This window comes from Prauserella muralis (assembly GCF_003202285.1).
Classification (GTDB): domain Bacteria; phylum Actinomycetota; class Actinomycetes; order Mycobacteriales; family Pseudonocardiaceae; genus Prauserella_B; species Prauserella_B muralis.
In genome coordinates this window covers 611,880-634,912 of the sequence record NZ_MASW01000005.1, presented here as the reverse complement: position 1 = coordinate 634,912, position 23,033 = coordinate 611,880, and the positions used below count along the sequence as shown (strand labels likewise).

Genomic DNA, 23,033 nt, shown 5'->3' with positions numbered 1-23,033 from the left:
TCACCATCTGAAAACCGCGCCGTTGTCGCGCGGTGGCGCACGGCCGGACAGTGGACTCCTGCGATGGCGGGAGGTGTCATGGACGCACAGGCACGACGGGATCTGTACCGCATGATGGTGCTCATCCGCACCTTCGAGGAAGCGATCCTGCGGGAGTACCACGCCGACAAGAAGCCGGTGTTCGACATCGGGGCCGGGGCCATCCCCGGTGAGATGCATCTGTCCGCGGGCCAGGAGCCCGTCGCTGCGGGGGTGTGCGCGCACCTGACCACGGATGACGCGGTGACCGCGACCCACCGCCCGCACCACCTGGCGATCGCGCACGGGGTGGACCTGCGGAGGATGGCCGCGGAGATCTTCGGCCGCGTCGACGGTCTCGGCCGGGGCCGCGGCGGGCACATGCACCTGTTCGACCCGGACACCCACTTTTCGTGCTCGGGGATCATCGCCGAGGGCTACCCGCCCGCGGTGGGGCAGGCGCTGGCCTTCCACCGCCGGGGCACCGACCGGGTCGCCGTCGCGGTCACCGGGGAGGGCGCGGCCAACCAGGGTGGCTTCCACGAGTCGCTCAACCTGGCCTCGCTGTGGAAGCTGCCGGTCGTGTTCGTCGTGGAGGACAACGACTGGGGCATCTCGGTGCCGCGCAGCGCGTCCACCTGCGTCACGTCCAACGCGGTGCGTGCCGCGGGCTACGACATGCCGGGGGAGCGGGTCGAGGAGAACTCGGTGGAGGCGGTGCACGAGGCCGCGGGCCGCGCGGTCGCCAGGGCGAGGGCGGGAGAGGGCCCGAGCCTGCTCGAGGTGCACACGCTGCGCCTGTGGGGCCATTTCGAGGGGGACGCGCAGGCCTACCGGACGGATCTGGAGGGCGTGCCGGGGCGCGATCCGATCCCGACCTACGAGCAGCAGCTGCGCGCGGACGGCGTGCTCGGCGACGAGGACGTGCGTGCCGCAAGGCAGGACGCCGGGGAGCGCGTCGAGGACGCCATCGCCTTCGCCAGGAAGAGCGCGGAACCGGCACCGGAGTCCGCCACCGAGTACGTGTTCGCGTAAGGAGCCGCCATGACCGTCACCGACGCACCGGCGCCGTCGCGCCGCAAGCTCACCACCGCCAAGGCCATGGTCGAGGCGATCGCGCAGGAGATGGACCGCGATCCCGACGTGTTCGTGCTCGGCGAGGACGTCGGCGCCTACGGCGGGATCTTCAGCTCCACCACGGGCCTGCTGGACCGGTTCGGGCCGGAGCGGATCATCGACACGCCCATCTCCGAGACCGCGTTCATCGGCGCCGCCATCGGCGCGGCCGTGGAGGGCATGCGCCCGATCGTCGAGCTGATGTTCGTCGACTTCTTCGGCGTGTGCATGGACCAGATCTACAACCACATGGCGAAGATCCACTTCGAGTCCGGCGGCAACGTCAGGGTGCCGATGGTGCTCACCACGGCCGTGGGCGGCGGCTACTCCGACGGCGCCCAGCACTCGCAGTGCCTGTGGGGCACCTTCGCCCACCTGCCGGGCATGAAGATCGTCGTGCCGAGCACGCCCGCCGACGCGAAGGGGCTGATGGTCTCGGCGATCCGTGACGACAACCCGGTGGTCTACATGTTCCACAAGGGCGTCATGGGGCTGCCGTGGATGGCGAAGAACCCTCGGTCGCTGGCACCCGTGCCCGAGGAGGAGTACGAGGTGCCGATCGGCAAGGCCAGCGTGGTCCGGTCCGGCCGCGACGTGACGATCGTGACGCTGTCGCTGTCGGTGCACCGCGCGCTCGACGTCGCCGACGAGCTCGCCGCCGACGGGGTCGAGTGCGAGGTCGTGGACCTGCGCAGCCTGGTGCCGCTGGACACCGACACGATCCTCGAGTCGGTGGGCCGCACCGGCCGGCTGCTCGTGGTCGACGAGGACTACCTGTCGTACGGGCTCTCCGGTGAGGTGATCGCCAGGGTGGCCGAGCGCGACCCTGCCCTGCTCACCGTGCCGCCCGTGCGGGTGTGCGTGCCCGACGTGCCGATCCCGTACGCGCGGTCGCTGGAGTACGCCGTGCTGCCCACGGCCGACCGCATCCGCGACGGTGTGCGCAGGCTGGTCGGCGCATGACCGAGGTCGCGTTCCCCGCGGTGTCGGCCAAGGACCCGGACGCCGAGGGCGTTGTGGCGACGTGGTTCGTGGCCGACGGCGAGCAGGTTTCCGAGGGGGACCTGCTCGCCGAGGTCGCCGTCGACAAGGTGGACGTCGAGGTGCCCGCCCCGGCGTCGGGGGTGGTGCGGTTGCTCGTGAAGGAGGGCGACGTGCTGCGCCAGGGCAGCCTCATCGCGCGGATCGACTGAGCCCGCCGCTCACGCGGCAGGCCGCCGGGTCCCGAACGCCTCGGCACCGGCCTGGACACGGAACGGCTCCAGCAGGCGGCGCTGCTGCTCGGCGCGCTCGATCAGCCGGTCGAAGTCCACATCGGGCAGCCGGGAGGGCACGTCGGCGAGGTCGCGCAACGTGGTCCACAGCTGCTTCTTGCCGTCGATGCCCATGATCAGGATCTCCAGTTCGGTGAACCGGCTCAGCGGCGAGTACGAACGGAGCCTGCCGTTGGGCTTGAGCCTGCCGATCCGCTCGCCGACCAGCATCAGCGTCGTCTTCACCGGGTTCGGCCGCACGCCGAGGCGGCGCATGATCGCGGTGAAGGTCTCCACGTCCTCCGTGATGCCGTCGGCGGCGGAGCCCAGCGCCTCACCGAGGTCGGTCCCGCGGTTGCTCCGCTGCGAGCGGCGCGCCAGCTCGCGCCACAGCACGCCCAGCGCGAGCTGGTCGTTGAGGTAGATGCCGAGGTAGCCGTTCATCCCAGGCTGGTACCCCCGCCCGGCCCCGCCGAACCCTCGTCAGCCCGGGGCGGGCAGCGGCGCGTCCGGGTCCAGCTCGACACCGCCCGCCCGCAGCGTGTCGTCGAAGATCCGCCACACCCAGCGCTCGAGCAGCCCGGCCAGCTCGTCACGGCTGACGCCACGCGGGTTCTCCAGCCACCGGGAGGTGCTGGATTCCACGAGGCCCACCAGGCCGAAGGCCACGGTCTCCGCCGCCCGCACGTCGAGGCCGAACAGCGCCAGGTAGTGCTCGAACACCGCGGTCAGGTTGCGGGCGATGGCGGTCTTGACGTCGGTGACCGCGTCGCGGCCGCCCGCCTGCGCCGACAGCGAGTGCATGGTGAGGTACCGGTACAGGTCGCCGTGTTCGGACAGCCAGGTGGTGTGCGCGCCGATCGCGGCCGCGATGGCCTGCATCGGCGTTCCGTGCGGGTTCCAGGCGGGCGCGAGCTCCGCGGTGATCAGCTCCGCCACCCGGTCGGCGATCGCCGCCTGCAGGTCCGCGGCGTCGGTGAAGTACTTGTACAGCCGGGTGCGCGCGACCCCGGCCTCCTCGGCGATCTGCTCGGTGGACACCTCGGGCCCGTGGGCGGCGACGGCGCGCAGCGCCGCGTCGACGAACTCGCGCCTGCGCCGCTCGCGCTGGCCCGCCCAGCGAGCCGCGCGGCCGTCGGTCCGGCGGGCGGCCGGGGAAGGTGCCGGCGAGCTGCTCATCGCGGTCAGCCTATCGGGCCGCCGTGCCCGGGTGTACGGACCCGGAGATAGCAGGTACATTATGTTCCTGTTACCGAGAGTCCGGGTTAGCACGAGGAGGTGCGGACGATGACCACAGCCGCCGCGAGGAACGGCCGCCACGCCGCCGAGGACGACGTGTCCCGGCGTCTGCTGGACTCGTCGGCCCAGTTGTCCTACGACCCCGCCACCGAGATCGACTGGGACGCGCCGCTGCCCGCCGACGGCTACGGGCTCAACCCGGAGTGGAGCACGCTCTACGGCACGCCGCTGTGGGACGAGATGACCGAGGCGCAGCGGATCACGCTCACCCGGCACGAGGTGTGCTCGATCATGAGCACGGGCATCTGGTTCGAGATGATCCTGCAGCAGATGATCCTGCGGGATCAGTACGTGAAGAACCCGGCCGAGCCCGACTTCCAGTTCGCGCTCACCGAGATCGCCGACGAGTGCAGGCACTCGATCATGTTCGCGCGCATCTGCGAGAAGGTCGGCGTGCCCGCCTACTTCCCGGCTCGCGTGGTGGTCGAGGCGGCCCGGCTGTTCAAGTCCGTCGCCAGGGGAGAGGTCGCCTACGGCGCCACGCTCGTCGCCGAGGAGGTCCTCGACGTGATGCAGCGGGACTGGATGCGCGGCGAGAACGTGCTCGACATCGTGCGCACCAGTTCGAAGATCCACGTGGTGGAGGAGTCGCGGCACATGAAGTTCGCCCGGCAGGAGGTCCGCGAGCACATGCAGGGTGTGAGCGCGGCCCGCAGGCGGCGCAGTGCCCGGCTCATCGCGGCGGCGGCCTATTTCATCGTGCGCAGTCTCGTCAACCCCGGGGTGTACCGGGCGGCCGGTCTCGACACCGAGCGCGCACTGGCCGCCGTCAAGGCCAACGAGCACCACAAGTCGATGATGCGCCATGCCTGCGGCGGGCTGATGGACTTCCTGGCCGAGGCGGGCCTGCTCACCCGGCCCGCGATCGCCCTGTACCAGAAGGTGCACATGATCTGAGGCGGCGAGAGCCGAAGCCGCGAGGCGGCCTGCCCGGGCGCAGGGGGCCCTGGCAGACCGTCCTCGCCCCCGGGGAGCGCGGTCTCGTCCTGCCTGCCACCTCAGCCGGCACGGATGGCGTCGACCAGCCCGCTCGCGTACCCGAGCGGCAGGAGGTCACCGGCCTCCTCCAGCACGATCTCCAGTACCTCGGCGCGCTGCGCGGCCAGTTCGGCGTCCCGCTTGCTCAGCGCTCCGCGGACCTCCCGGACCGCGGCCTCGAGCCGGGTGCGGTACTCGGCGCCCAGCCGATCGCCCGAGTTCGTCACGGCGAGTTCGACCCGCTGGCAGGTGGTGTCGGCGTCGTTGAGCCGCCGCACGGCCTCGCGCGGCAACCGGCGCGGTGCCGCGTAGTACTGCAGTTCCTCGATCATGGTTGGCTCCACTCCGGGGACGACGTGGCCGTCGTAGGTGGAACGGTCCCGCAGCCCTGCCCCGGCCGGCCAGGGACCATCGCCGTCCGTTTCGAGCCATTGGTCCCTGATTCCGCCGGGCGCGCTGGTGCATGCTCCGAAACATGCGCAGAACCACGGCCCTGGCCGCGCTGACCATCGCGCTCGCGGTGACGGTGACAGCCTGCTCCGGAGGCGACCAGGCCGGACCACCCGGTCCGCCCTCGGTCCCGTCCGCGACGACGGCGACCACCTCGCCGCCGTCGAGCGCGCCGTCGCCACAACCCACCGCGACCTCGCCGGCCGTCACCCGGCCGCCGGCTCCGGCCCAGTGCCCGGAGACCCGGAACTGGACGACCGCGCCGGACACGGAGGCAGGCTGGTCGCGCGAGGCGCTCTACCGCGTCCGTGCTGGACGGCACGCCTGCTTCGACCGCGTGGTGTTCGACATCAACGGGCCCTCACCGGTCGGCTTCGACGTGCGCTACGTACCGGTTCCCACGGCGGACGGCTCCGGGCACCCGATCCCGGTCGCAGGTGGCGCGGCGCTGCAGGTCGTGGTGCGGACACCTCCGCAGGGCTTCGACGAGCAGGGCCACCAGCCGGGGCGGATTCTCGCCAGGACCGGCGACCACTTCTACACCCCGCACCAGCTGGCCGGGTGGCGGACGTTGCGGGAAGTGCGCTTCGGCGGGTTCTTCGAAGGCCAGTGCAGCTTCGCCGTCGGCGTCCGCGCGAAGCTGCCGATGCGCGCCTTCACCGTGCTGGCCGGCCGGGACCAGGTCCGCCGCGTCGTGGTGGACATCGCACACAGCCAGGGAGGCTCGTCATGAAACTCGTCCGGATATGGCTGGGACTGGTGCTCCTGGCCCTCGGTGTCTTCGGGATCGTCGATGCCGCGGGCGGCCCGGACGCCGGGTCCACGATCGGCCGCTGGTGGCCGTTGGCGATGATCGGTCTCGGCCTGACCGCGATGTGGTCGCAGCGCCGCATCTCGATCATGCCCGTGGTGGTGACGGCGCTCGGGGTCGTGCTGTTGGCGGGCACCCAGGACTGGACCGACGAGGACCTGTTCTGGCCGACGCTGCTCGTCGTGTTCGGCGCCGTTCTGCTGGCGGGCGTGCTCCGCGGGCACGGCAGGCGCCGCACCGGCCGTGGCGAGTCGATGGTCCTGTTCGGCGGAGCCAAGACCATCGACCGGTCGCAGCATCTCGAACACGCGGACGTGTCGGCCGTCTTCGGCGGCGCGACGCTCGACCTGCGCCAGGCACGCATCGATCGGGAGGCCACCGTGGACGTCTTCGCCTTCTGCGGCGGCGTGCAGATCCTGGTGCCCCGGGGCTGGCGGGTCGAGGTGAGCGGGTTGCCCGTGCTCGGCGGCTTCGACGACAAGACGGCCGGTGACGACCCCGTGCTGCTCGCCGATGCCCCGCTGTTGAGGATCAACGCCACGGCCGTGCTGGGCGGCGTCGAGGTGACCCACGAGCCGAAGAAGGCGGTGGTGGCCGGGTGACGTTTCGGCCGATACCCCTCCGGGTACGCCGAAGCGATGTGGTTCCAGCAGTTCTACCTCGAAAGTCTCGGGCACGCGTCCTACCTGGTCGGTGACGAGCGCACGGGGCAGGCACTGGTGTTCGACCCGCGCCGGGACGTCGGGGGCTACCACGAGGCGGCCCGGCGCCGGGGGCTGCGCATCGCCTACGCGTGTGACTCGCACGGCCACAACGACTACCTGTCCGGTCTGGGCGAGCTCGCGGGCTCGGCCAACCCGCCACAGCTGTGGGGTTCCGCGCAGGGTGAACTCGGTTATGCGCACCGCGCACTGGCCGACGGCGAGCAGATCGAGTTCGGCGACGTCGGGATCGAGGTCCTGCACACCCCTGGCCACACACCCGAGCACATCAGCCTGCTGGTCTACGACAGGGCCACCAGCGCCGACACGCCCGTGCTGCTGCTGTCCGGCGGCGCCCTGCTGGTCGGCGACCTCGCGCGTCCCGACCTGCTCGGCGGCGAGGAGCAGGCCCGCAGGCACGCGGAGCAGTTCTGCGACACGATCCAGCGCACGCTGCTGCCGCTGCCTGACCATGTCGAGGTGTTTCCCACCCACGTGGCCGGGTCGTTGTGCGGCGGCAACATCGGCTCCCGTCTGTCGACCACGGTTGGCTACGAGAAGCAGACGAACCCGACTCTGGCCGAGGTGGTGGAGCGGGACGAGTTCGTGCGCGAATGCCTCCGACTGGACAACCTGCCCGCCGTGCCGCCGTACTGGCGGCGAATGCGCGAACGGAACCTGCGGGGTGTCGAGCCGCTGGGTGCTCCCGCCGAACCCCCGGCACTGCGCCCGGACGACGTCGCGGTCGCCGTCGAGGACGGCGCGCTCGTGCTCGACACCCGTTCGCCGGAAGCGTTCGGCGCCTCGCACCTCCCCGGCGCCGTCAACGTCGGGCTGGGGTCGTCGTTCGCCACCTGGGCGGGCACCGCGCTGCCCGCGGACGCGGACGTGGTGCTCGTACTGGACCGCGACGCCGACCTGTGGGAGGCCACCTGGCAGCTGCTGCGCATCGGGTACCGCGAGCCGCGCGGGTGGCTCGCGGGCGGGATGACGGCGTGGCGCACGAGCGCGCGCGCCATCGAGTCGATCCCGCAGATCACCGTGCACGAGCTGCGGGAAGAGCTGGAACGTGACTCGGTGACGTTGCTCGACGTGCGGCAGCCGAGCGAGTGGGCCTCCGGCCACGCGGAGGGCGCGATGTTCATCACCGGAGCCGAGCTGCCCGACCGGCTGGGCGAGGTGCCAGCCGAGAAGCCCGTCGCGGTGGCGTGCGGCAGCGGCTACCGTTCCTCCGTGGCGGCGAGCCTGCTGGCCCGCGAGCGCGGCCAGCGGGTGCTCAACGTCGCTGGCGGGATGACCGCCTGGCAGCGCGCGGGGTACCCGACGGCCGCGTGAGCCCGGATACTGCGAGGATGGCCGACCGGCTGCGCGGCTGGCGCAAACTGGCGGGTGCCACCTGGACGGCGCCGAAGGACCCGCAGTTCTACGGCGAGCTCGAGCTCGACGCCGCAGGGCTGCTCGACTACGTGGACACGGCGCGGTCCCGGTCGGGCGTGCACCTCACCGTGACTCATCTGGTCGGCCGCGCGGTCGCGGTCGGGCTCGCCGAGGTGCCCGCGCTGGCAGTGCGGCTGTCCCGGGGCCGGGCGTGGCCGCGCGAGAGCATCGACGTGTTCTTCATCGTCGCCACCGGCGACGGCGAAGAGCTGACCGGCGTGAAGGTCGACCGGGCGAACCGCAAATCCGCGATCGCGATCGCCCGCGAGCTGCACGATCGGGTGGCCGCGATCGGCAGGGGAGATGATGCGGACTTCGGCCGGAGCAAGGCGCTGCTGGAGAGGTTGCCTGCACCACTCATGCGCCTGGCGCTGCGGGGCGCCGCATGGCTGACCTCGGGGCTCAACCTGGATCTGTCCCGCGCCGGCATGCCGAGGCAGGCGTTCGGCTCCGCCATGATCACGTCCGTGGGCATGTGGGGTGTCGAACGGGCCTTCTCGCCGCTGGCTCCCTACTACCGCGTTCCGCTGCTGGTCCTGGTTGGTGCGGTGACGCAGCGTCCGGTGGTGCGGGACGGCGAGGTGGTGGTGCGGCCCATGCTGACACTCACGGCGACGTTCGACCACCGTTACGCCGACGGCGCCCACGCGGCCCGGTTCGCCGCCGCGATCCGGCGCTACTGCGCCGATCCCGCGGCGTTCGAGCCCGCTGACTGATGCAGGTTCTTCGCCGTCGGCGACGTCGGCACCGATCCCGGATCGGGATAGGTGCGCAGGACCCGATCGGCCGTTCCGGCGGTGGTGACGGTGAACCAGTAGTGCTCGTTCTTGTAGTGGTGCAGCCGGTGGTTGCGCCACACCGCCCGATACAGCCGGGTGCGGGGCCGGTAGTCGCTGTGCACGAGGTAGTGCGTCCACTCGTAGCCGAGGCCGATCGCGCTGATCGTCACGAAAAAGGTCAGGCCCAGCCCGAGCCGCGGGAATGCCAGCGCCGCCACGGCGAGCAGCGCGGGCAGCAGCCACAGCAGCACCTGCCAGGGAATGAACACCAGCGGCACGTCGCGTGGATCGGCGTGGTGCTCACGATGTTTGCGCGCCAGCAGCGGGTCCAGGCGCAGCCCGGCGATGCTGCGCGGGCGCCAGTGCAGCACGCAGACGTGCACGACCCACTCGACGAACGGGAACACCGCGAGCATGCCCAGCGGCAGGAGGGCGTCGCCGAGCCGCCACTCGCCGGTGAGCAGTCGCGCGACGACGGCGGTGAGCAGCGTCGCCCCGATGAGCCACGGGGACGGGTGACGCCAGAACTCGCGCCAGGCTCCGCTCAGTGGCAGCGCGGTCCTGCGGGCCAGTGTGGCCTCGTCCGCCCGCAGCCGGGCACGCGCACGGTGGTCCGCTGTGGACCGTTCTGCCGATGTCATGACGACTCCTCCAGATCGCGGATCATGGCGAGCAGGGTGGCCGTGGCAGGAGCCAGGAGGTTCTCGGCTGCCTGCTCGGCGGCGGGGCGCCTGCCGTCGGCGATGGCGCCCGCAAGGCTCTGGTAGGCGTCGATGCGGTCCACCTCGGCGGCCATCGCGCCGGCGAGCGCGGCGAGCGTGGGCTCGTAGGCCGCCCGCAGGCTGTTGAACATCAGCCGGAAGACGATCGAATCGGCGCCGTTGACAACGTGGTCCCAGAAGTCCAGGGCGTGCCGCTGCCTGCTGACCGGATCCGCGTCGCGGCGCATCGCCTCGATGGCGGCCGCGAGCGGCTCGTCCAGGTGGTGGGCCGCGCGCTCGGCGGCGAGTCCGGCGACCTTCGGGCCCACGGCCAGGCGCGCCTCCAGCAGGCTCCGGACTACCGTGAGATCCAGTTCGCCACCCCGGAGCAGGAGCCGGGGGAGGAGGTCGAGCCTGCCGTGCAGGCGGAAGTCCCGCACGCTCGTCGTGCCGCCCTGGCGCACCTCGACGAGCCCGGCGTGTGCCAGGCGCTGCAACGCCTCCCGCGCGGCGGGCCGGGACACGCCGAGAACCTCGGCGAGCCTGCGCTCGCTGGGCAGCGAGTCGCCGGGGGCGAGGTCTCCGCCCACGACCTCGCCGAAGATCTGCTCGAACACCTCGTCGGGAACCGAACGCCGAGCCACTGGCCGCAGTGCCATGAGGGGAGGCTAGGGCGGCTGGTGGCCAGTGGTCAAGTGGTAAGACCAGTTCCCTGACGTGGGACGTCGCCCTAGGACGACGCCGGAAAGCCGATTGCCGTGGGTGCTAGCGTGTGATCATGTCCAGCCCCGAGGCGTCAAGACTCTAGCCACCGGCCTGCCGGTGGCTGTTCCGCGCGTCGCGCCTTTCCCGCGCGGGACCTTCGCCGCCGGAGCCGAGATCCGGTCTCGCCGCCCGTCCTTCGGGCGGTTCCTTCCTCACGACAGCCGTCGGCTGCGGCCGTAGCCGGCTGCCGTGCCTCTCGTTCTCGCGACCGCGGAGTCTTGTCATGCCGTTTGCCGTGTACCTGCTCGGGCTGGCGGTGTTCGCCAGGGCACATCCGAGTTCATGTTGTCCGGCCTCGTTCCGGGTATCGCGCGGGACCTTGCCGTGCCGGTCCCCGCCGCGGGCCTGCTCACGTCGGCGTTCGCCGCCGGGATGGTCGTCGGAGCGCCGCTCATGGCGCTGTTGAGCCTGCGCTGGTCCCGGCGCCGCTCGCTGCTGTCGTTTCTGCTGCTGTTCGTCGGCGTGCACGTGGTGGGGGCGCTGACCGCCAGCTACGGCGTGCTGCTGGCGACACGCGTGGTGGCGGCCCTGGCGAACGCCGGTTTCCTCGCCGTCGCACTGGCCACGGCGACGACCATGGCGGCACCACACGCCAGGGGCCGCGCGACAGCGGTGCTCCTCGGTGGGATCACTCTCGCCTGCGTGGCGGGGGTGCCTGGGGGAGCGCTGCTCGGCCAGCTGTGGGGCTGGCGGGCGGCGTTCTGGGCGGTGGCGGTCGTCTCGGCGCCCGCCGTCGTGGCGGTCCTCCGGTCCGCGCCGGCCGATCCGCCGGGCGCCCCGGTGCCGAGCCCGCGCGGTGAGCTCCGTGCGCTGCGGAACCGGCATCTGCTGTGGACTCTGCTGCTGGGCGTTCTGGTCAACGGTGCGACGTTCTGCACGTTCACCTACCTCGCGCCGATGGTCACCGCGCTGTCTGGGATGGGTCCTTTGTGGATTCCCGTTGTGCTGGCGCTGTTCGGTATCGGCTCGTTCCTGGGTGTCACGCTCGCCGGGCGGCTGGCCGACACCCAGCCGAGGCGTGTGTTGCTGGCCGGTGGTGCGGCCTTGCCGGCCGGCTGGACGTTGTTCGCGCTCACGGCCTCCTGGCCTGAGGCGACGATCATTCTCGTCGTGGTGCAGGGCGCGTTGTCGTTCGCGGTGGGCTCGACCTTGATCGCCCAGGCGTTGTCCGCGGCTGCCGAGGCGCCGACATTGGCGGGCGGCGTCTCGACGGCCGCCTTCAACGTCGGTGCCGCCCTCGGCCCGTGGCTCGGTGGTCTGGCGATCGGCGCGGAGTTCGGCTATCGCGCGCCCCTCTGGGTCGGTGCCGGTCTGGCGCTGCTCGCGTTCGCCGTCGCCTCGGCGGTGCGGGCCGGTTCCCCGGTCCCGCGCCGCTGACCGGCCGGGCGCGCACGTGGTCCTTCGCAGCGCAGCCTGCCGGTGTCGCGCCAGGGTGAGGGCGGGTGGGGGCCGGTCGCGGTGCTCGTAGACGATCGAGTAATGCTGCGGTCAGCGTCGGTCCTGTGTGACAGTAGCGCGGCTTGCCTTCAAGCGAACGATCGTGCTAAAAAGTGTCGTGGGCAAAGGCGAGGCGACCCGGCAGGCGGTGCTGGACAGCGCGACGGAGATCGCCAGCCGGATCGGGTTGGCCGGGTTGACCATCGGCTCGCTCGCCACGCACACCGGTATGTCGAAGAGCGGACTCTTCGCGCATTTCCAGTCCAAGGAGTCGCTGCAGTCGCAGGTGCTCGCGCGAGCGCGGGAGCAGTTCGTCGATCTCGTCGTCCGCCCCGCGCTCGCGGCGCCGAGGGGGGAGACCCGGGTGCGGGAACTGTTCGAGCGTTGGCTCGGCGCGGGCAAGGCCGGTGCCTCGTGCTGCCTCTTCGTCTCGGCGGCCGGTGAGTACGACGACCAGCCCGGGGCGATCAGGGACCAACTCGTGCGCGACCACCTGGACTTCTTCGAATCCGTCGAGTTGATGTTCCGCACCGGGATCAGCGAAGGTGACTTCCGCGCCGACGCCGATCCCGCTCAGTTCGCCCACGACGTACACGGCATCATGCTCGCCTTCATGCACGCGCACCGGCTGCTGGGCGACCCGGCCGCCGAGGGGCGCGCGCGACGGGCTTTCGACAGCTTGCTCGCGGCCGCGCGAGCACCGAAGTAACCCACCCAGGATGCTGGAGGCTCACGATGACATTGCTTCGAAAAAGCACGATCGTTCGTGCGAAATTGGCCTCAGTACGGCTCCTGTTCCGGGGCATGGAGCGCCTCGCGCCCGGACTCGGTTCCGTCATCGCACTGAGACTCTGGTGCACGCCGCGGCACGCCGAACCCGGGCCGCGCCCGGCGGCGGGACCTGGCACGCGCTACCGGGTGCCGGTCAACGGCAGCACGGTCGTCGCCGAGACGTGGGGTCACGGGCCCGTGATCTATCTCGTTCACGGCTGGGGCGGTCACCGCGACCAGCTCGGCGACCTGGTCGCGCCGCTGAACTCCGCCGGGTACCAGGTGGTCGCGTTCGACGCGCCCAGTCACGGCGAGTCGGCACCAGGCCTGCTCGGTCCGCGTCGCGCGAACCTCCCGGAGTTCGCCGACGCGCTGCGTGCGGCCGTCGCCTACTTCGGCCCCGCGCACGCCGTCATCGCGCACTCGCTCGGCGCGGGGGCGACCGCGCTCGCCGTGCTCGACGGGCTGCCCGTGTCCCGCCTCGTGCTGCTCGCGCCGATGGCCGAGCCGGTCGCCTACACCGACGCCTTCGCGCACGGTCTCGGCTTCGGCGAGCGCATCCGGACGGGCTTCCTGCGCAGGCTGGAACGGCAGACCGGCAGGCCGGTCGCCGACTTCGACATCCCGGCACGCGCCGCAGGGCGCACGGACCTGCCTCCGGTGCTCGTCGTCCACGACCGCCGGGACAGGGAGGTGCGCTACGCCGACGGCGTGGCGATCGCGCAGACCTGGCCCGAACCGACGCTGGTGAGCACCGACGGTCTCGGTCACCGGCGGCTGCTGCGCGATCGGGCGGTGCTGGGCGAGGTGCACGGCTTCGTCACCGCACGGGACCCGCTGCGCAAGGCAGGGTGAGGAGACGCCGGGCCGTTCCGCTTGCGCACCGCGATCGGAACGGCCCGGATCGGAGCGGGTCAGGCGTCGATCTGCTTGGGCTCACCGCCGCCGCTGATGCTGATCTTGCGCGGCTTCGCCTGCTCGGCGACCGGAACCCGCAGCGTCAGCACACCGGAGTCGTAGCTCGCCTGAATGTTGTCGGTGTCCAGCGTCTCGCCGAGGAACAGCTGGCGGGAGAACACGCCCCTGGGACGCTCCGCCACCTGGACATCGGCGTCCTCGCCGTAGGACGGCCTGCGCTCGGCCTTGACGGTGAGCACGTTGCGCTCCACGTCGAGGTCGATGGAGTCGGGCGAGACGCCCGGCAGGTCGAACTCGATGACGTAGTCGTTGCCGGTCCGGTACGCGTCCATCGGCATCGCGGCCGGCCGGGTGCTGGTGCCGTTGGCGCCGAAGAACTGCTGCGTCAGACGGTCCAGCTCACGGAACGGGTCAGTGCGCATCAGCATGGCCACTGCCTCCTTCTCCTTCCTGTGTGCCGCCCCGTCGATCGTGCCTGGTGGCGGCGTTGTCCGTGGTCAACCTTGATAACGACCGACTCAGCTTTCTTGTTCCCGCGGCCTCATAGTAGCCTCACCAATTCCTATAGCGCGGAATGGAGATTCTGTCAATCGCCTGCTCGAGAAAAACTGCCAGCGGCGCGGACCCTTGTTGCGTGGGTTCCGGAGGGCGAAACTTGGCTCCCGGCGTGGCGAGCGGAGGTTGTCATGGTGGCTCTGCCGGGCGGGCGGTCCCCGCTGCTGCTGGAGGAGAAGCTGGCGAAGCTGGCGGCCGACCCCGCCTCGGCGCACACGGAGCTGGCCGTCGTCGGCACCGTCGACGGCGATCGCGTCCGTCTCGCCGGTGCGCCGTTCGCGTGGTACGCGGACCTTCCGCGTGCTGTCGGCGGCGGCAACTGTGCCCCGAGTCCGGTTCTGTACCTGCTGGGCGCCCTCGCGGGTTGTGCCGTGAGCCTGATCCGCGACGTGCTCGCGCCGCAGCTGGGCATCGCGTTGACCGACGTGACCGCCGTCGCGCGGTGCGGGCAGGACCTGGCGGGACTCGCCGGCCTCGACGGCGGCGACCCCGGCCTGAACGGGATCTCGATCGAGATCGGCGTCGCGTCACCCGCGCCGCCCGAACGGGTGGCCGAGCTGAGGCTGGCGTGGCAGGAGCGCAGTCCGGTGTATCTGGCACTCGCCGCGGCGGTGCCGGTGTCGGTCACCTGGTCGAGTGGCCCGGCTTCCTCCGTGGCCGTGCCGCCGCTCGCGGGATCCGTACCATAATCGCTTGGACAGAGTGTCTGGTCTGGACGTAAGGTCCAGGCATGCGAACCAGGACGGACGTCGAGGACGCGCGGGTGCGGCAATGGGCTCCCGCGTGCCAGGCGATCGCGGTGCTGCTCGGCCCGTATGCCGAGGTGGTGCTGCACGACGCGGTGCGCGACCGCGTGCTGGGTATCTGGAACCCGCTGGGCGACCGCGGCCCCGGTGACCCCTCGCTGCTCGGCGAGCTGGGCCGGCTGGAGGCGACCGCGCACGACGTCTACGGCCCCTACGAGAAGCTGCTGCCCGACGGACGGCGCCTGTCGTCGGTCAGCGCCGTGCTGCGCGAGGCCGACGGCGAGCCCTCCGCGGTGCTGTGCGTGAACCTCGATCGCACGCCGCTGGACCAGGCGGCCACGCTGCTCGCCGCGTTCGCCGCCCCGACCGCACCACGGCCGGAGCCGCTGTTCGAGCACGACTGGACCGAGCGCGTGCACCAGATCATCGGATCGTTCGTCCGCTCGGCCGGACGGCCCGTCGAGCGGCTCGGCAGGGAGGAGCGCCTGACGGTGCTCGGCGAACTCCGGCAGGCCGGGGTGTTCGCCGTCCGCAAGGCCGTTCCCGTCGTCGCCAGCGCGCTGCGGGTCTCGCGCTCGACCGTGTACGCCCTGCTCGCCGAACTCAAGGACGAGGAGACCAGCGCGTGAGCACGCTGCCCGACTTCCGGCTGGAAACCTACTTCTCCCGCTGGGAGTTCACCGCCCGCCACCACCTCACGGCGTCGGACGCGCAGACCATGACGGTGTCCGAACTGCTGGCGCTCGCCGACGACGAGGACCGGCAGGCCTGGGAGACGCTGTCGCTCGGCTACACCGAGACCTTCGGCGATCCGGCGCTGCGACAGGCGATCGCAGGCACCTACGAGCACGTGGACGCCGACGACGTCATCTGCTTCGCCGGGGCCGAGGAAGGCCTGTACCTGGCCATGCACGCCCTGCTGGGGCCGGGTGACCACGCCGTCGTCCTGACCCCGAACTACCAGGCCGCCGAGACGGTTCCGCTGTCGCTGTGCGAGGTCACCGGTGTCGCGCTGGATGCCGAGCACGACTGGGCGTTCGACGTCGATGCCGTGCTCGCGGCGCTGCGGCCGAACACCCGGGTCGTGTCGGTGAACTTCCCCAACAACCCCACCGGTGCCGTGTCCAGCGCGGAGGACTTCGCCCGCCTGGCGCGGGTGTGCGACGAGCGGGGCATCCGTCTGTTCAGCGACGAGGTGTACCGCGGGCTGGAGCGCGACCCGGCCCGCACGCTGCCGCAGGCCGCCGACCTGTCGGAGCGCGCGCTCTCGCTGAACGTCACGTCCAAGGCGCTCGGGCTGCCGGGCCTGCGGATCGGCTGGATCGCCTGCCGGGACCGCATCCTGCGCGGCAGGCTGGAACGGGCCAAGCACTACACGACGATCTGCAACTCCGCGCCGAGCGAGGTGCTGGCCAGGATCGCGCTCAAGGCGCGCGAGCAGATCGTGGCCCGCAACCGCGCCCTCATCGCGGCGAACCTGCCCCTGTTCGACGCCTTCTTCGCCGAGTTCGCCGACCTGTTCTCGTGGTGCCCGCCCGACGGCGGCTGCGTGGCCTTCCCGCGCTACCACGGCGCCGACGGCGTGGAGACGTTCTGTGCCGAACTGGTCGAGCAGGCGGGCGTGCTGCTGCTGCCCGCCGGCATCTTCCGCTCCGAACTCACGCCGACGCCGGCGGACCGGTTCCGGATCGGCGTCGGCAGGCGCGATCCCGAACCCGCGCTCGAAGCGTTCTCGGCGTGGCTGCGTGCTCGCCGCTGACCGCGGCTGCCCTTACCCCGCAATCCGGCAAATAAACCGGCGCGGCCTCTTGACCTGTCTCTTCACGCGGCCGCAGACTGTGGCCTGTATCACCAGTTGCGTAGTACACAAGTCGATGCGTAATACGCAACACCATGCCGCGGGGGTTCAGTACCGAGCCAGACGTCGCACACACATTTCTTCCGGGCCCGAATCGAGGTCCCCCATGACAGACACCCTCAACCAGCACACAGCAACTCCGGCCGCGAGCACGTCCGCGGTCGTCGAGAACCCGGCCGTCCTGCTCTACCCGCGCCTGCGCAAGTCGCCGTACTTCTGGAAGTCCCGGCAACACGGCGTGGCGTGCTACAGCGTGTACAACCACACCTATCACCCGCGCCACTACGGTGATCCGATCGGCGAGTTCTGGGCGCTGCGCACCGGCGTGACGGTGTGGGACGTGGGCGTCGAACGGCAGCTGGAGATCACCGGCCCCGACGCCTTCGACTTCACCAACATGCTCGTGCCCCGCGACCTCACCAAATGCCGTGTCGGGCAGTGCAAGTACGTCTTCGTCACCGCGCCCGACGGCGGCATCATCAACGATCCGGTGCTGCTTCGGTTGGAGGACAACCGGTTCTGGCTGTCGCTCGCCGACAGCGACGTCGGCCTCTGGGCCATGGGACTGGCCCACTCCGGACGCTGGAACGTGACCATCCGTGAGGCCGACGCGGCGCCGCTGCAGATCCAGGGTCCACGGGCGAAGGAGGTCATGACCGACCTGTTCGGCGCAGGCGTGCTCGACGTGCCGTACTACGGGCTGCGCGACTACACCCTGGACGGGATGCGCGTCGTGGTCAGCCGCACCGGGTACTCCGCCGAGCTGGGCTACGAGATCTACCTGCACGACGCCTCGCGCGACGCGGGAAGGCTGTGGGATGCCGTGTGGCAGGCGGGCGAGCCGCACGGGCTTCGCCCGATCGGCCCGTGCCACATCCGTCGCATCGAGGCGGGGATGCTCGCCTACGGCTGTGACATCACGCTCGCCACCAACCCGCTCGAAGTGGGCTACGACTACCACTGGATGGTCGACCTCGACCAGGAGGCCGACTTCGTCGGCAAGGACGCGCTGCGGCGGATCAAGGCCGAGGGCATCTCGCGGCTCCTGGTCGGGCTCGAACTCGACGGCGCCCCGCTGGGCAGCTACAACGACGGCTCGATGATCGAGCCCTTCCCCGTGTACGGGGTGTCGGGAGAACCGGCCGGTCAGGTCACGAGCGCCTGCTACTCGCCGAGGCTCGACCGCAACATCGGGCTCGCGATGGTGCCGATCGAGCTGAGCGCGCTCGGCACGAACGTCACCGTCGACACCCCGGGTGGTCCGCGGCGGGGGACCGTCGTGGAGAAGCCGTTCGTCGACCCTCGCAAGGACACGCCCAAGGGCTGACGCCGCACCGCGGAGGGCCGACGATGGACCGCAACCGGGCGAACCACGCGTACACGGCGTTGCTCGCCGCGCCGCGCTTCGAGATCCTGCCGCTGGCATCGGTGCTCGACGAGACGTCGGCCCTGCCGGAGGGCACGGTCGTCACCGTCACGGCGTCGCCGCGCCGGGGGCTCGACGCGACGGTCGAGACGTGTCAGAAGCTCGCGGCGCAACAGCTGCGCGCCGTTCCGCACCTGGCGGCGCGCCAGGTCACCGGCGAGGAGCACCTGCGCGAACTGCTGGACCGGCTCGCCGGCTCCGGCATCGACGAGGTGTTCGTCGTCGGCGGCGACGCGGCCGTTCCTGCGGGGCCGTACGCCGACGGTCTCGCGCTGTTGCGGGCGATGGCCGGGCTCGGCCGGTTGCCCGCGACGGTCGGCGTGCCCGCCTACCCCGAGGGGCATCCGGTGCTCGGCGAGCGCACCCTTTGGTCCGCGCTGCACGCCAAGCAGGCCTACGCCTCGTACGTCGTCACCCAGCTGTGTTTCGAGGCGCGCGCCGTGTGCCGGTTCGCGGCGGCGGCCCGCGACCGCGGGATCACACTGCCGGTGGTGGCCGGGGTGCCGGGAGCGGTGGACACGCGGACGCTGCTGCGGATGAGCGTGCGCATCGGGGTGGGGGACTCGCTCCGGTTCGCGAAAGGACACCGCTCGCTCGCCGGGAGGCTGCTGCGCCCCGGCGCCTACCTGCCCGACGCGCTCGTCGGCGAGCTCGCGGCCCGCGCCGACGCCGGCGAGTGCGCGCCCGCCGGGCTGCACTTCTACACGTTCAACCGCCTCGGCGCGACCGCGCGCTGGGCCGCGGAGGCCCGCCGCCGGGCAGGCTGAGGGAAAGGGGACCCCACCATGGCGACCGATCTGGAGATCTCCCGTAACGCGGCACTGCGGCCGCTCACCAGCCTGGCCGCGGACATGGGCATCGGCGACCACCTCGTCGAGCCCTACGGCCGCTACGCCGCCAAGATCTCGCTCGACGCCATCGACGAGCTCGCGGATCGCCCGCGCGCCCGCTACGTCGTGGTCTCGTCGCTGACGCCGACACCGCTGGGCGAGGGCAAGACCACCACCACGGTCGGGCTCGGCCAGGGATTCGCGCACCTCGGGCAGCGCGCGGTGATCGCCATCCGGCAGTCGTCGATGGGGCCGACGTTCGGGATCAAGGGCGGAGCCGCGGGCGGCGGCTACTCGCAGGTGGTGCCGATGGAGTCGGTGAACCTGCACCTGACCGGCGATCTGCACGCCGTGACGTCGGCGCACAACCTGCTCGCCGCGATGCTCGACAACCACCTGCACAAGGGCAACGCCCTCGACATCGACCCGTTCGCCATCACCTGGCGGCGGGTGCTCGACGTCAACGACCGGGACCTGCGCCAGATCGTCACCGGCCTCGGCGGCCGGTCCGATGGCCTGCCACGGCAGACCGGCTTCGACATCACCGCGGCCAGCGAGGTGATGGCGGTGCTGGCGCTCGCGCGGTCGCTGCCCGACCTGCGGGCCAGGCTGGGCCGCATCGTCGTGGCCTATGACCGCGGTGGCGCACCGGTGACGGCCGAGCAGCTGCGGGCCGCGGGGGCGATGTGCGTGCAGCTGCGGGAGGCTCTGAAGCCGAACCTGATGCAGACGACCGAGCAGACGCCCGTGCTGGTCCACTGCGGACCCTTCGGCAACATCGCACACGGCAACTCCTCGGTGGTCGCCGACCTCATCGGCATCCGCGGAGGCGACTACCTCATCACCGAGGCGGGGTTCGGCGCGGACATGGGAGCCGAGCGCTTCTGCAACATCAAGTGCCGCGTCTCCGGCCTGGTGCCCGACGCCGCCGTCGTGGTGGCGACCGTGCGTGCACTCAAGGCGCACTCGGGGCGGCACCGGGTGGTCGCGGGCAGGCCGCTGCCGGAGGAGATGCTGGCCGAGAACCCCGACGACGTGTACGCGGGTGCGGCCAACCTGCGCAGGCAGCTGGCCAACATCCGCGCCCACGGCATCACGCCGGTGGTGGCCGTCAATGCCTTTCCCTCCGACTTCGACAGCGAGAAACAGGCCATTGTGGACATCGCGGCCGAGGAGGGCGCGCGGGCGGCGGTGAGCACCCACGTCGCCAAGGGCGGCAAGGGAGCCGCCGAGCTGGCGGAGGCGGTCGCCGAGGCCTGCGCCGAGCCCAGCGAGTTCCGCTTTCTCTACCCGGACGAGCTGCCGCTGGCGGAGAAGATCGAGACCGTGGCGCGGCGGATGTACGGCGCGGACGGCATCGAGCTGAGCCCGCAGGCGCGCCGCCAGCTGGCCGACTACGAGCGGTGCGGCTTCGGCAGGCTCCCCGTCTGCATCGCCAAGACCCATCTGTCGCTGTCGGCCGACCCGTCCCGTAAGGGCGCACCGACCGGCTGGCTGCTGCCCGTGCGCGAGGTGCGGGCCTCGGTGGGCGCGGGCTTCATCTACCCCATCTGCGGCGACATGCGCACCATGCCCGGCCTGTCGTCGCACCCCGCGGCCGAGCACATCGACATCGACGAGGCCGGCCAGGTCGTCGGCCTGTCCTAGCGGCAACCAGGAGGCTTGTCATGAGTGCACTTCCGAGCCGCGCCGAGGTCGTCGTCATCGGCGCGGGCATCGTCGGCAACTCGGTGGCCTACCACCTCGCCGAAGCGGGCTGGCGGGACATCGTGCTACTGGACAAGGGGCCGCTGCCCGATCCCGGCGGCTCCACCGGGCACGCCTCGAACTTCATCTTCCCTGTCGACCACTCCCGCGAGATCACCGCGCTCACCCTGGACTCGATGCGCCAGTACGAGAAGCTGGGCACGCTCACCACGTGTGGCGGCGTCGAGATCGCCCGCACGCCGGAGCGCGTCGAGGAGCTGCGCCGCAGGCTGGCCTCGGCCACCGCGTGGGGTGTGCCCTCCGAACTGGTCAGCGCCGAGCGGGTGGGACAGCTGATGCCGTTCGTCAACACCGACGTCGTGCTGGCCGGGTTCTGGACGCCCTCGGTGGCGGTGGTGGACCCGCTGCAGGCCGGCGCGCTGATGCGCGAGCAGGCGAGCGCGCAGGGTGCGCTGACCGTGTCGGCCGGCACCGAGATCACGGCGATCCACACCGAGCACGGCCGGGTGCGTGGCGTGGCGACCAGCAGGGGAGACATCGCCACGGAGACCGTGGTGATCTGCTGCGGCGTCTGGAGCCCGCGAATCGCGGAGCTGGCCGGCGCGCGCCTGCCGCTGACCCCTGCGGTCCACCAGATGATCGACGTCGGCCCGATTCCGGAGCTGGCCGCCACCGGCACGGAGATCGCCTACCCGATCATCCGCGACATGGATGCGATGATGTACGAGCGGCAGAGCGGCGCCGATCTGGAGATCGGCTCCTACGCGCACCGGCCCATCCTCCACGAGCCGGAGGACATCCCGTCCATCGAGGCGGCGGCGCTGTCACCGACCCAGCTGCCGTTCACCCACGACGACTTCGACCCGCAACTGGAGGACGCACTGGAGCTGTTCGGGCAGCTGCTCGACACGCCGGGCGCCGGAATCCGGCATGCCATCAACGGGCTGTTGTCGCTGACCCCGGACGGCGCGCCGCTACTGGGTCCCCTGCCCGAGGTGGACGGGCTGTGGTCGGCGGCCGCCGTGTGGATCAAGGAGGGGCCCGGAGTCGGCCGGATGATGGCCGAGTGGATGACCCACGGCTGTACCGAGACCGACCTGCACGGTGCCGACGTGGCGCGGTTCTACCCGCACCAGCGCACGCGCCCGTTCGTGCGGGCCCGCGCGAACGAGGGGTTCAACAAGACCTACGGCATCGTGCACCCGCGCGAGCAGTGGGCCAGTGGCAGGCGGCAGCGGCTCTCGCCGTTCTTCGAGCGGGAACGCGAGCTGGGTGCCGAGTTCTTCGAGGTGGGTGGCTGGGAACGGCCGCAGTGGTACGAGTCCAACCGGGATCTGCTCGCCGAGTTCGGCGACCGCATCCCCGAGCGGCCGCACGAATGGGACGCGCGCTGGTGGTCACCGGTCAGCAACGCCGAGCACCTGGCGATGCGCGAGCGGGCGGCCATGATCGACCTGTCGGCGTTCGCCCAGTTCGACGTCGCCGGTCCGGGTGCGCTCGGCTACCTGCAGGAGCTGGCGATGGCCCAGCTCGACCGGCCTGTGGGCAGGCTGTGCTACACGCCGGTGCTCACCCCGGACGGGGGCTTCCGCAGCGACCTGACCGTCGTGCGGCTCGGCGAGGACCGGTTCCGGGTGATCACCGGCGGTGCCGACGGCGCCCGTGACGCGTACTGGTTCCGCTCGCACCTGCCCGCCGACGGGTCGGTGACGTTCACCGACGTCACCTCCGGGGTGTGCACGCTCGGCCTGTGGGGCCCGCGTGCCAGGGACGTGCTGTCGGCCGTCACCGAGGACGACGTCTCCGGCGAGGCGTTCGCGTTCGGCATCGCGAGGGAGATCGTCGTCGGTGAGGTGCCGGTGCTGGCGCTGCGGGTGTCCTATGTGGGCGATCTCGGCTGGGAGCTGCACGCGCCGTTCGAACAGGGCAGGGCGTTGTGGGACGCCATCGCCGAGGCCGGTGCGCGGTTCGGTGTGGTCCCCGCGGGTATCGGCGTCTACGGCACCACCGGACGGCTGGAGAAGGGCTACCGCCTCATGGGCGCGGAGCTCGACGCCGAGTACGACCCGGTGGAGGCCGGGCTGGCGCTGCCCAGGGTGAAGGCGGCGGACTTCGTGGGCAAGCAGGCCTATCTGGCCGCCAGGGAGGCGGGCCCCGCGGCGACGTTGTGCACCCTGACCGTCGACGACCACACCAGCTCCGCCGGGATCCCGCGGTACCCGCAGGGCGGCGAGCCGATCCTGACGCCCGCCGGTGAGCGGATCACCGACCGCAAGGGCCGTGGGTCCTTCGTCACGAGCGCGGGCGCGGCGCCGTCGCTCGGCAGCTACCTGCTCATGGCGTACCTGCCGCCCGAGCATGCCGTCGAGGGCACGCGGCTGCTCGTGGAGTACATGGCGGAGCGCTACCCGGTGACGGTGGCGCGGGCAGGGCGCACGCCGCTGTTCGACCCCGACGACACCCGGATGAAGGCGTGA

General features: G+C 71.5%; 23 protein-coding genes and 1 pseudogene. 18 read left to right on the top strand and 6 right to left on the bottom strand.

Annotated elements, in window-relative coordinates; all coding sequences use genetic code 11:
• Window positions 1-78 precede the first annotated feature (78 nt).
• From BAY60_RS23790 to BAY60_RS23780, 3 genes are read left to right on the top strand one after another with little or no spacing between them, the layout of a single operon-like run.
• Complete coding sequence (locus tag BAY60_RS23790; protein ID WP_112283241.1) at window positions 79-1,053, top strand: thiamine pyrophosphate-dependent dehydrogenase E1 component subunit alpha; 975 nt, start codon at window positions 79-81, stop codon at window positions 1,051-1,053.
• Window positions 1,054-1,062: 9 nt separating this feature from the next.
• Complete coding sequence (locus BAY60_RS23785) at window positions 1,063-2,097, top strand: alpha-ketoacid dehydrogenase subunit beta (protein WP_112283240.1); 1,035 nt, start codon at window positions 1,063-1,065, stop codon at window positions 2,095-2,097.
• Window positions 2,094-2,327, top strand: coding sequence for a biotin/lipoyl-containing protein (locus BAY60_RS23780; RefSeq protein ID WP_112283239.1), 234 nt, complete (start codon window positions 2,094-2,096; stop codon window positions 2,325-2,327). Before BAY60_RS23785 ends, BAY60_RS23780 begins: the two co-directional genes overlap by 4 nt.
• 9 nt (window positions 2,328-2,336) lie before the next feature.
• Here BAY60_RS23780 and BAY60_RS23775 read toward each other — a convergent pair whose 3' ends face one another.
• Together BAY60_RS23775 and BAY60_RS23770 are read right to left on the bottom strand one after the other, a co-directional pair.
• The gene (locus BAY60_RS23775) at window positions 2,337-2,831 is read right to left on the bottom strand and encodes a hypothetical protein (protein ID WP_112283238.1); all 495 of its coding nucleotides are present in this window, start codon (window positions 2,829-2,831) and stop codon (window positions 2,337-2,339) included.
• 39 nt (window positions 2,832-2,870) lie between these two features.
• On the bottom strand, window positions 2,871-3,566 hold the full coding sequence (locus tag BAY60_RS23770) for a TetR/AcrR family transcriptional regulator (RefSeq protein WP_112283237.1): 696 nt from the start codon (window positions 3,564-3,566) through the stop codon (window positions 2,871-2,873).
• A gap of 108 nt (window positions 3,567-3,674) precedes the next feature.
• Here BAY60_RS23770 and BAY60_RS23765 point away from each other — a divergent pair, with 108 nt between their 5' ends.
• On the top strand, window positions 3,675-4,583 hold the full coding sequence (locus tag BAY60_RS23765) for an AurF N-oxygenase family protein (RefSeq protein WP_112283236.1): 909 nt from the start codon (window positions 3,675-3,677) through the stop codon (window positions 4,581-4,583).
• Window positions 4,584-4,684: 101 nt separating this feature from the next.
• On the opposite strand, the gene BAY60_RS23760 is transcribed toward BAY60_RS23765, so the two are convergent.
• Window positions 4,685-4,996, bottom strand: coding sequence for a hypothetical protein (locus tag BAY60_RS23760; RefSeq protein ID WP_112283235.1), 312 nt, complete (start codon window positions 4,994-4,996; stop codon window positions 4,685-4,687).
• Between the two features lie 143 nt (window positions 4,997-5,139).
• On the opposite strand from BAY60_RS23760, the gene BAY60_RS23755 reads away from it, so the two are divergent.
• The 4 genes from BAY60_RS23755 to BAY60_RS23740 are packed head-to-tail and all read left to right on the top strand — an operon-like array spanning window position 5,140 to window position 8,779.
• Window positions 5,140-5,847 carry an AMIN-like domain-containing (lipo)protein gene (locus tag BAY60_RS23755; protein ID WP_112283234.1) on the top strand — a complete coding sequence of 236 codons (708 nt, stop codon included), beginning with the start codon at window positions 5,140-5,142 and terminating at the stop codon, window positions 5,845-5,847.
• Complete coding sequence (locus BAY60_RS23750; protein WP_112283233.1) at window positions 5,844-6,527, top strand: LiaF transmembrane domain-containing protein; 684 nt, start codon at window positions 5,844-5,846, stop codon at window positions 6,525-6,527. The genes BAY60_RS23755 and BAY60_RS23750 overlap by 4 nt, the downstream gene beginning before the upstream one ends.
• A gap of 36 nt (window positions 6,528-6,563) precedes the next feature.
• On the top strand, window positions 6,564-7,961 hold the full coding sequence (locus tag BAY60_RS23745; RefSeq protein ID WP_112283232.1) for an MBL fold metallo-hydrolase: 1,398 nt from the start codon (window positions 6,564-6,566) through the stop codon (window positions 7,959-7,961).
• Between the two features lie 17 nt (window positions 7,962-7,978).
• On the top strand, window positions 7,979-8,779 hold the full coding sequence (locus BAY60_RS23740; RefSeq protein WP_112283231.1) for a 2-oxo acid dehydrogenase subunit E2: 801 nt from the start codon (window positions 7,979-7,981) through the stop codon (window positions 8,777-8,779).
• Here the strand turns inward: BAY60_RS23740 and BAY60_RS23735 are convergent.
• Both BAY60_RS23735 and BAY60_RS23730 read right to left on the bottom strand, forming a co-directional pair.
• Window positions 8,740-9,483, bottom strand: a complete 744-nt coding sequence (locus tag BAY60_RS23735) for a sterol desaturase family protein (protein ID WP_112283230.1) — start codon at window positions 9,481-9,483, stop codon at window positions 8,740-8,742. The genes BAY60_RS23740 and BAY60_RS23735 overlap by 40 nt on opposite strands.
• Window positions 9,480-10,202 (bottom strand): FadR/GntR family transcriptional regulator, encoded by a 723-nt coding sequence (locus tag BAY60_RS23730; RefSeq protein ID WP_112283229.1) that lies wholly within the window; start codon window positions 10,200-10,202, stop codon window positions 9,480-9,482. The genes BAY60_RS23735 and BAY60_RS23730 overlap by 4 nt, the downstream gene beginning before the upstream one ends.
• 329 nt (window positions 10,203-10,531) lie before the next feature.
• Here BAY60_RS23730 and BAY60_RS23725 point away from each other — a divergent pair.
• The 3 genes and pseudogenes from BAY60_RS23725 to BAY60_RS23715 all read left to right on the top strand — a co-directional run bounded on the left by BAY60_RS23725 (window position 10,532) and on the right by BAY60_RS23715 (window position 13,371).
• Window positions 10,532-11,685 (top strand): annotated as a pseudogene (locus BAY60_RS23725) (Cmx/CmrA family chloramphenicol efflux MFS transporter).
• A 178-nt stretch (window positions 11,686-11,863) separates the two neighbouring features.
• The gene (locus BAY60_RS23720) at window positions 11,864-12,454 is read left to right on the top strand and encodes a TetR/AcrR family transcriptional regulator (RefSeq protein ID WP_112283228.1); all 591 of its coding nucleotides are present in this window, start codon (window positions 11,864-11,866) and stop codon (window positions 12,452-12,454) included.
• A gap of 95 nt (window positions 12,455-12,549) precedes the next feature.
• Entirely contained in the window at window positions 12,550-13,371 is an 822-nt protein-coding gene (locus BAY60_RS23715; protein ID WP_211330433.1) for an alpha/beta fold hydrolase, read from the top strand.
• Window positions 13,372-13,430: 59 nt separating this feature from the next.
• On the opposite strand, the gene BAY60_RS23710 is transcribed toward BAY60_RS23715, so the two are convergent.
• Window positions 13,431-13,862 carry an Hsp20/alpha crystallin family protein gene (locus BAY60_RS23710; RefSeq protein WP_112283578.1) on the bottom strand — a complete coding sequence of 144 codons (432 nt, stop codon included), beginning with the start codon at window positions 13,860-13,862 and terminating at the stop codon, window positions 13,431-13,433.
• Window positions 13,863-14,120: 258 nt separating this feature from the next.
• Between BAY60_RS23710 and BAY60_RS23705 the strand changes: the two genes are divergently transcribed.
• The 7 genes from BAY60_RS23705 (at window position 14,121) to BAY60_RS23675 (ending at window position 23,033) form a co-directional block, all read left to right on the top strand.
• On the top strand, window positions 14,121-14,678 hold the full coding sequence (locus BAY60_RS23705) for an OsmC family protein (protein ID WP_112283226.1): 558 nt from the start codon (window positions 14,121-14,123) through the stop codon (window positions 14,676-14,678).
• A 41-nt stretch (window positions 14,679-14,719) separates the two neighbouring features.
• Complete coding sequence (locus tag BAY60_RS23700) at window positions 14,720-15,364, top strand: helix-turn-helix transcriptional regulator (RefSeq protein ID WP_112283225.1); 645 nt, start codon at window positions 14,720-14,722, stop codon at window positions 15,362-15,364.
• Window positions 15,361-16,494 (top strand): aminotransferase class I/II-fold pyridoxal phosphate-dependent enzyme, encoded by a 1,134-nt coding sequence (locus BAY60_RS23695; RefSeq protein WP_112283224.1) that lies wholly within the window; start codon window positions 15,361-15,363, stop codon window positions 16,492-16,494. The genes BAY60_RS23700 and BAY60_RS23695 overlap by 4 nt, the downstream gene beginning before the upstream one ends.
• Before the next feature lie 205 nt (window positions 16,495-16,699).
• A complete protein-coding gene (locus BAY60_RS23690; RefSeq protein WP_112283223.1) occupies window positions 16,700-17,920 on the top strand; it encodes a glycine cleavage T C-terminal barrel domain-containing protein in 1,221 nt (406 codons plus the stop codon).
• A 23-nt stretch (window positions 17,921-17,943) separates the two neighbouring features.
• A complete protein-coding gene (locus BAY60_RS23685; RefSeq protein WP_112283222.1) occupies window positions 17,944-18,786 on the top strand; it encodes a methylenetetrahydrofolate reductase in 843 nt (280 codons plus the stop codon).
• Window positions 18,787-18,804: 18 nt separating this feature from the next.
• Window positions 18,805-20,496 (top strand): formate--tetrahydrofolate ligase, encoded by a 1,692-nt coding sequence (locus BAY60_RS23680; protein ID WP_112283221.1) that lies wholly within the window; start codon window positions 18,805-18,807, stop codon window positions 20,494-20,496.
• Between the two features lie 20 nt (window positions 20,497-20,516).
• Window positions 20,517-23,033 (top strand): GcvT family protein, encoded by a 2,517-nt coding sequence (locus BAY60_RS23675; RefSeq protein WP_112283220.1) that lies wholly within the window; start codon window positions 20,517-20,519, stop codon window positions 23,031-23,033.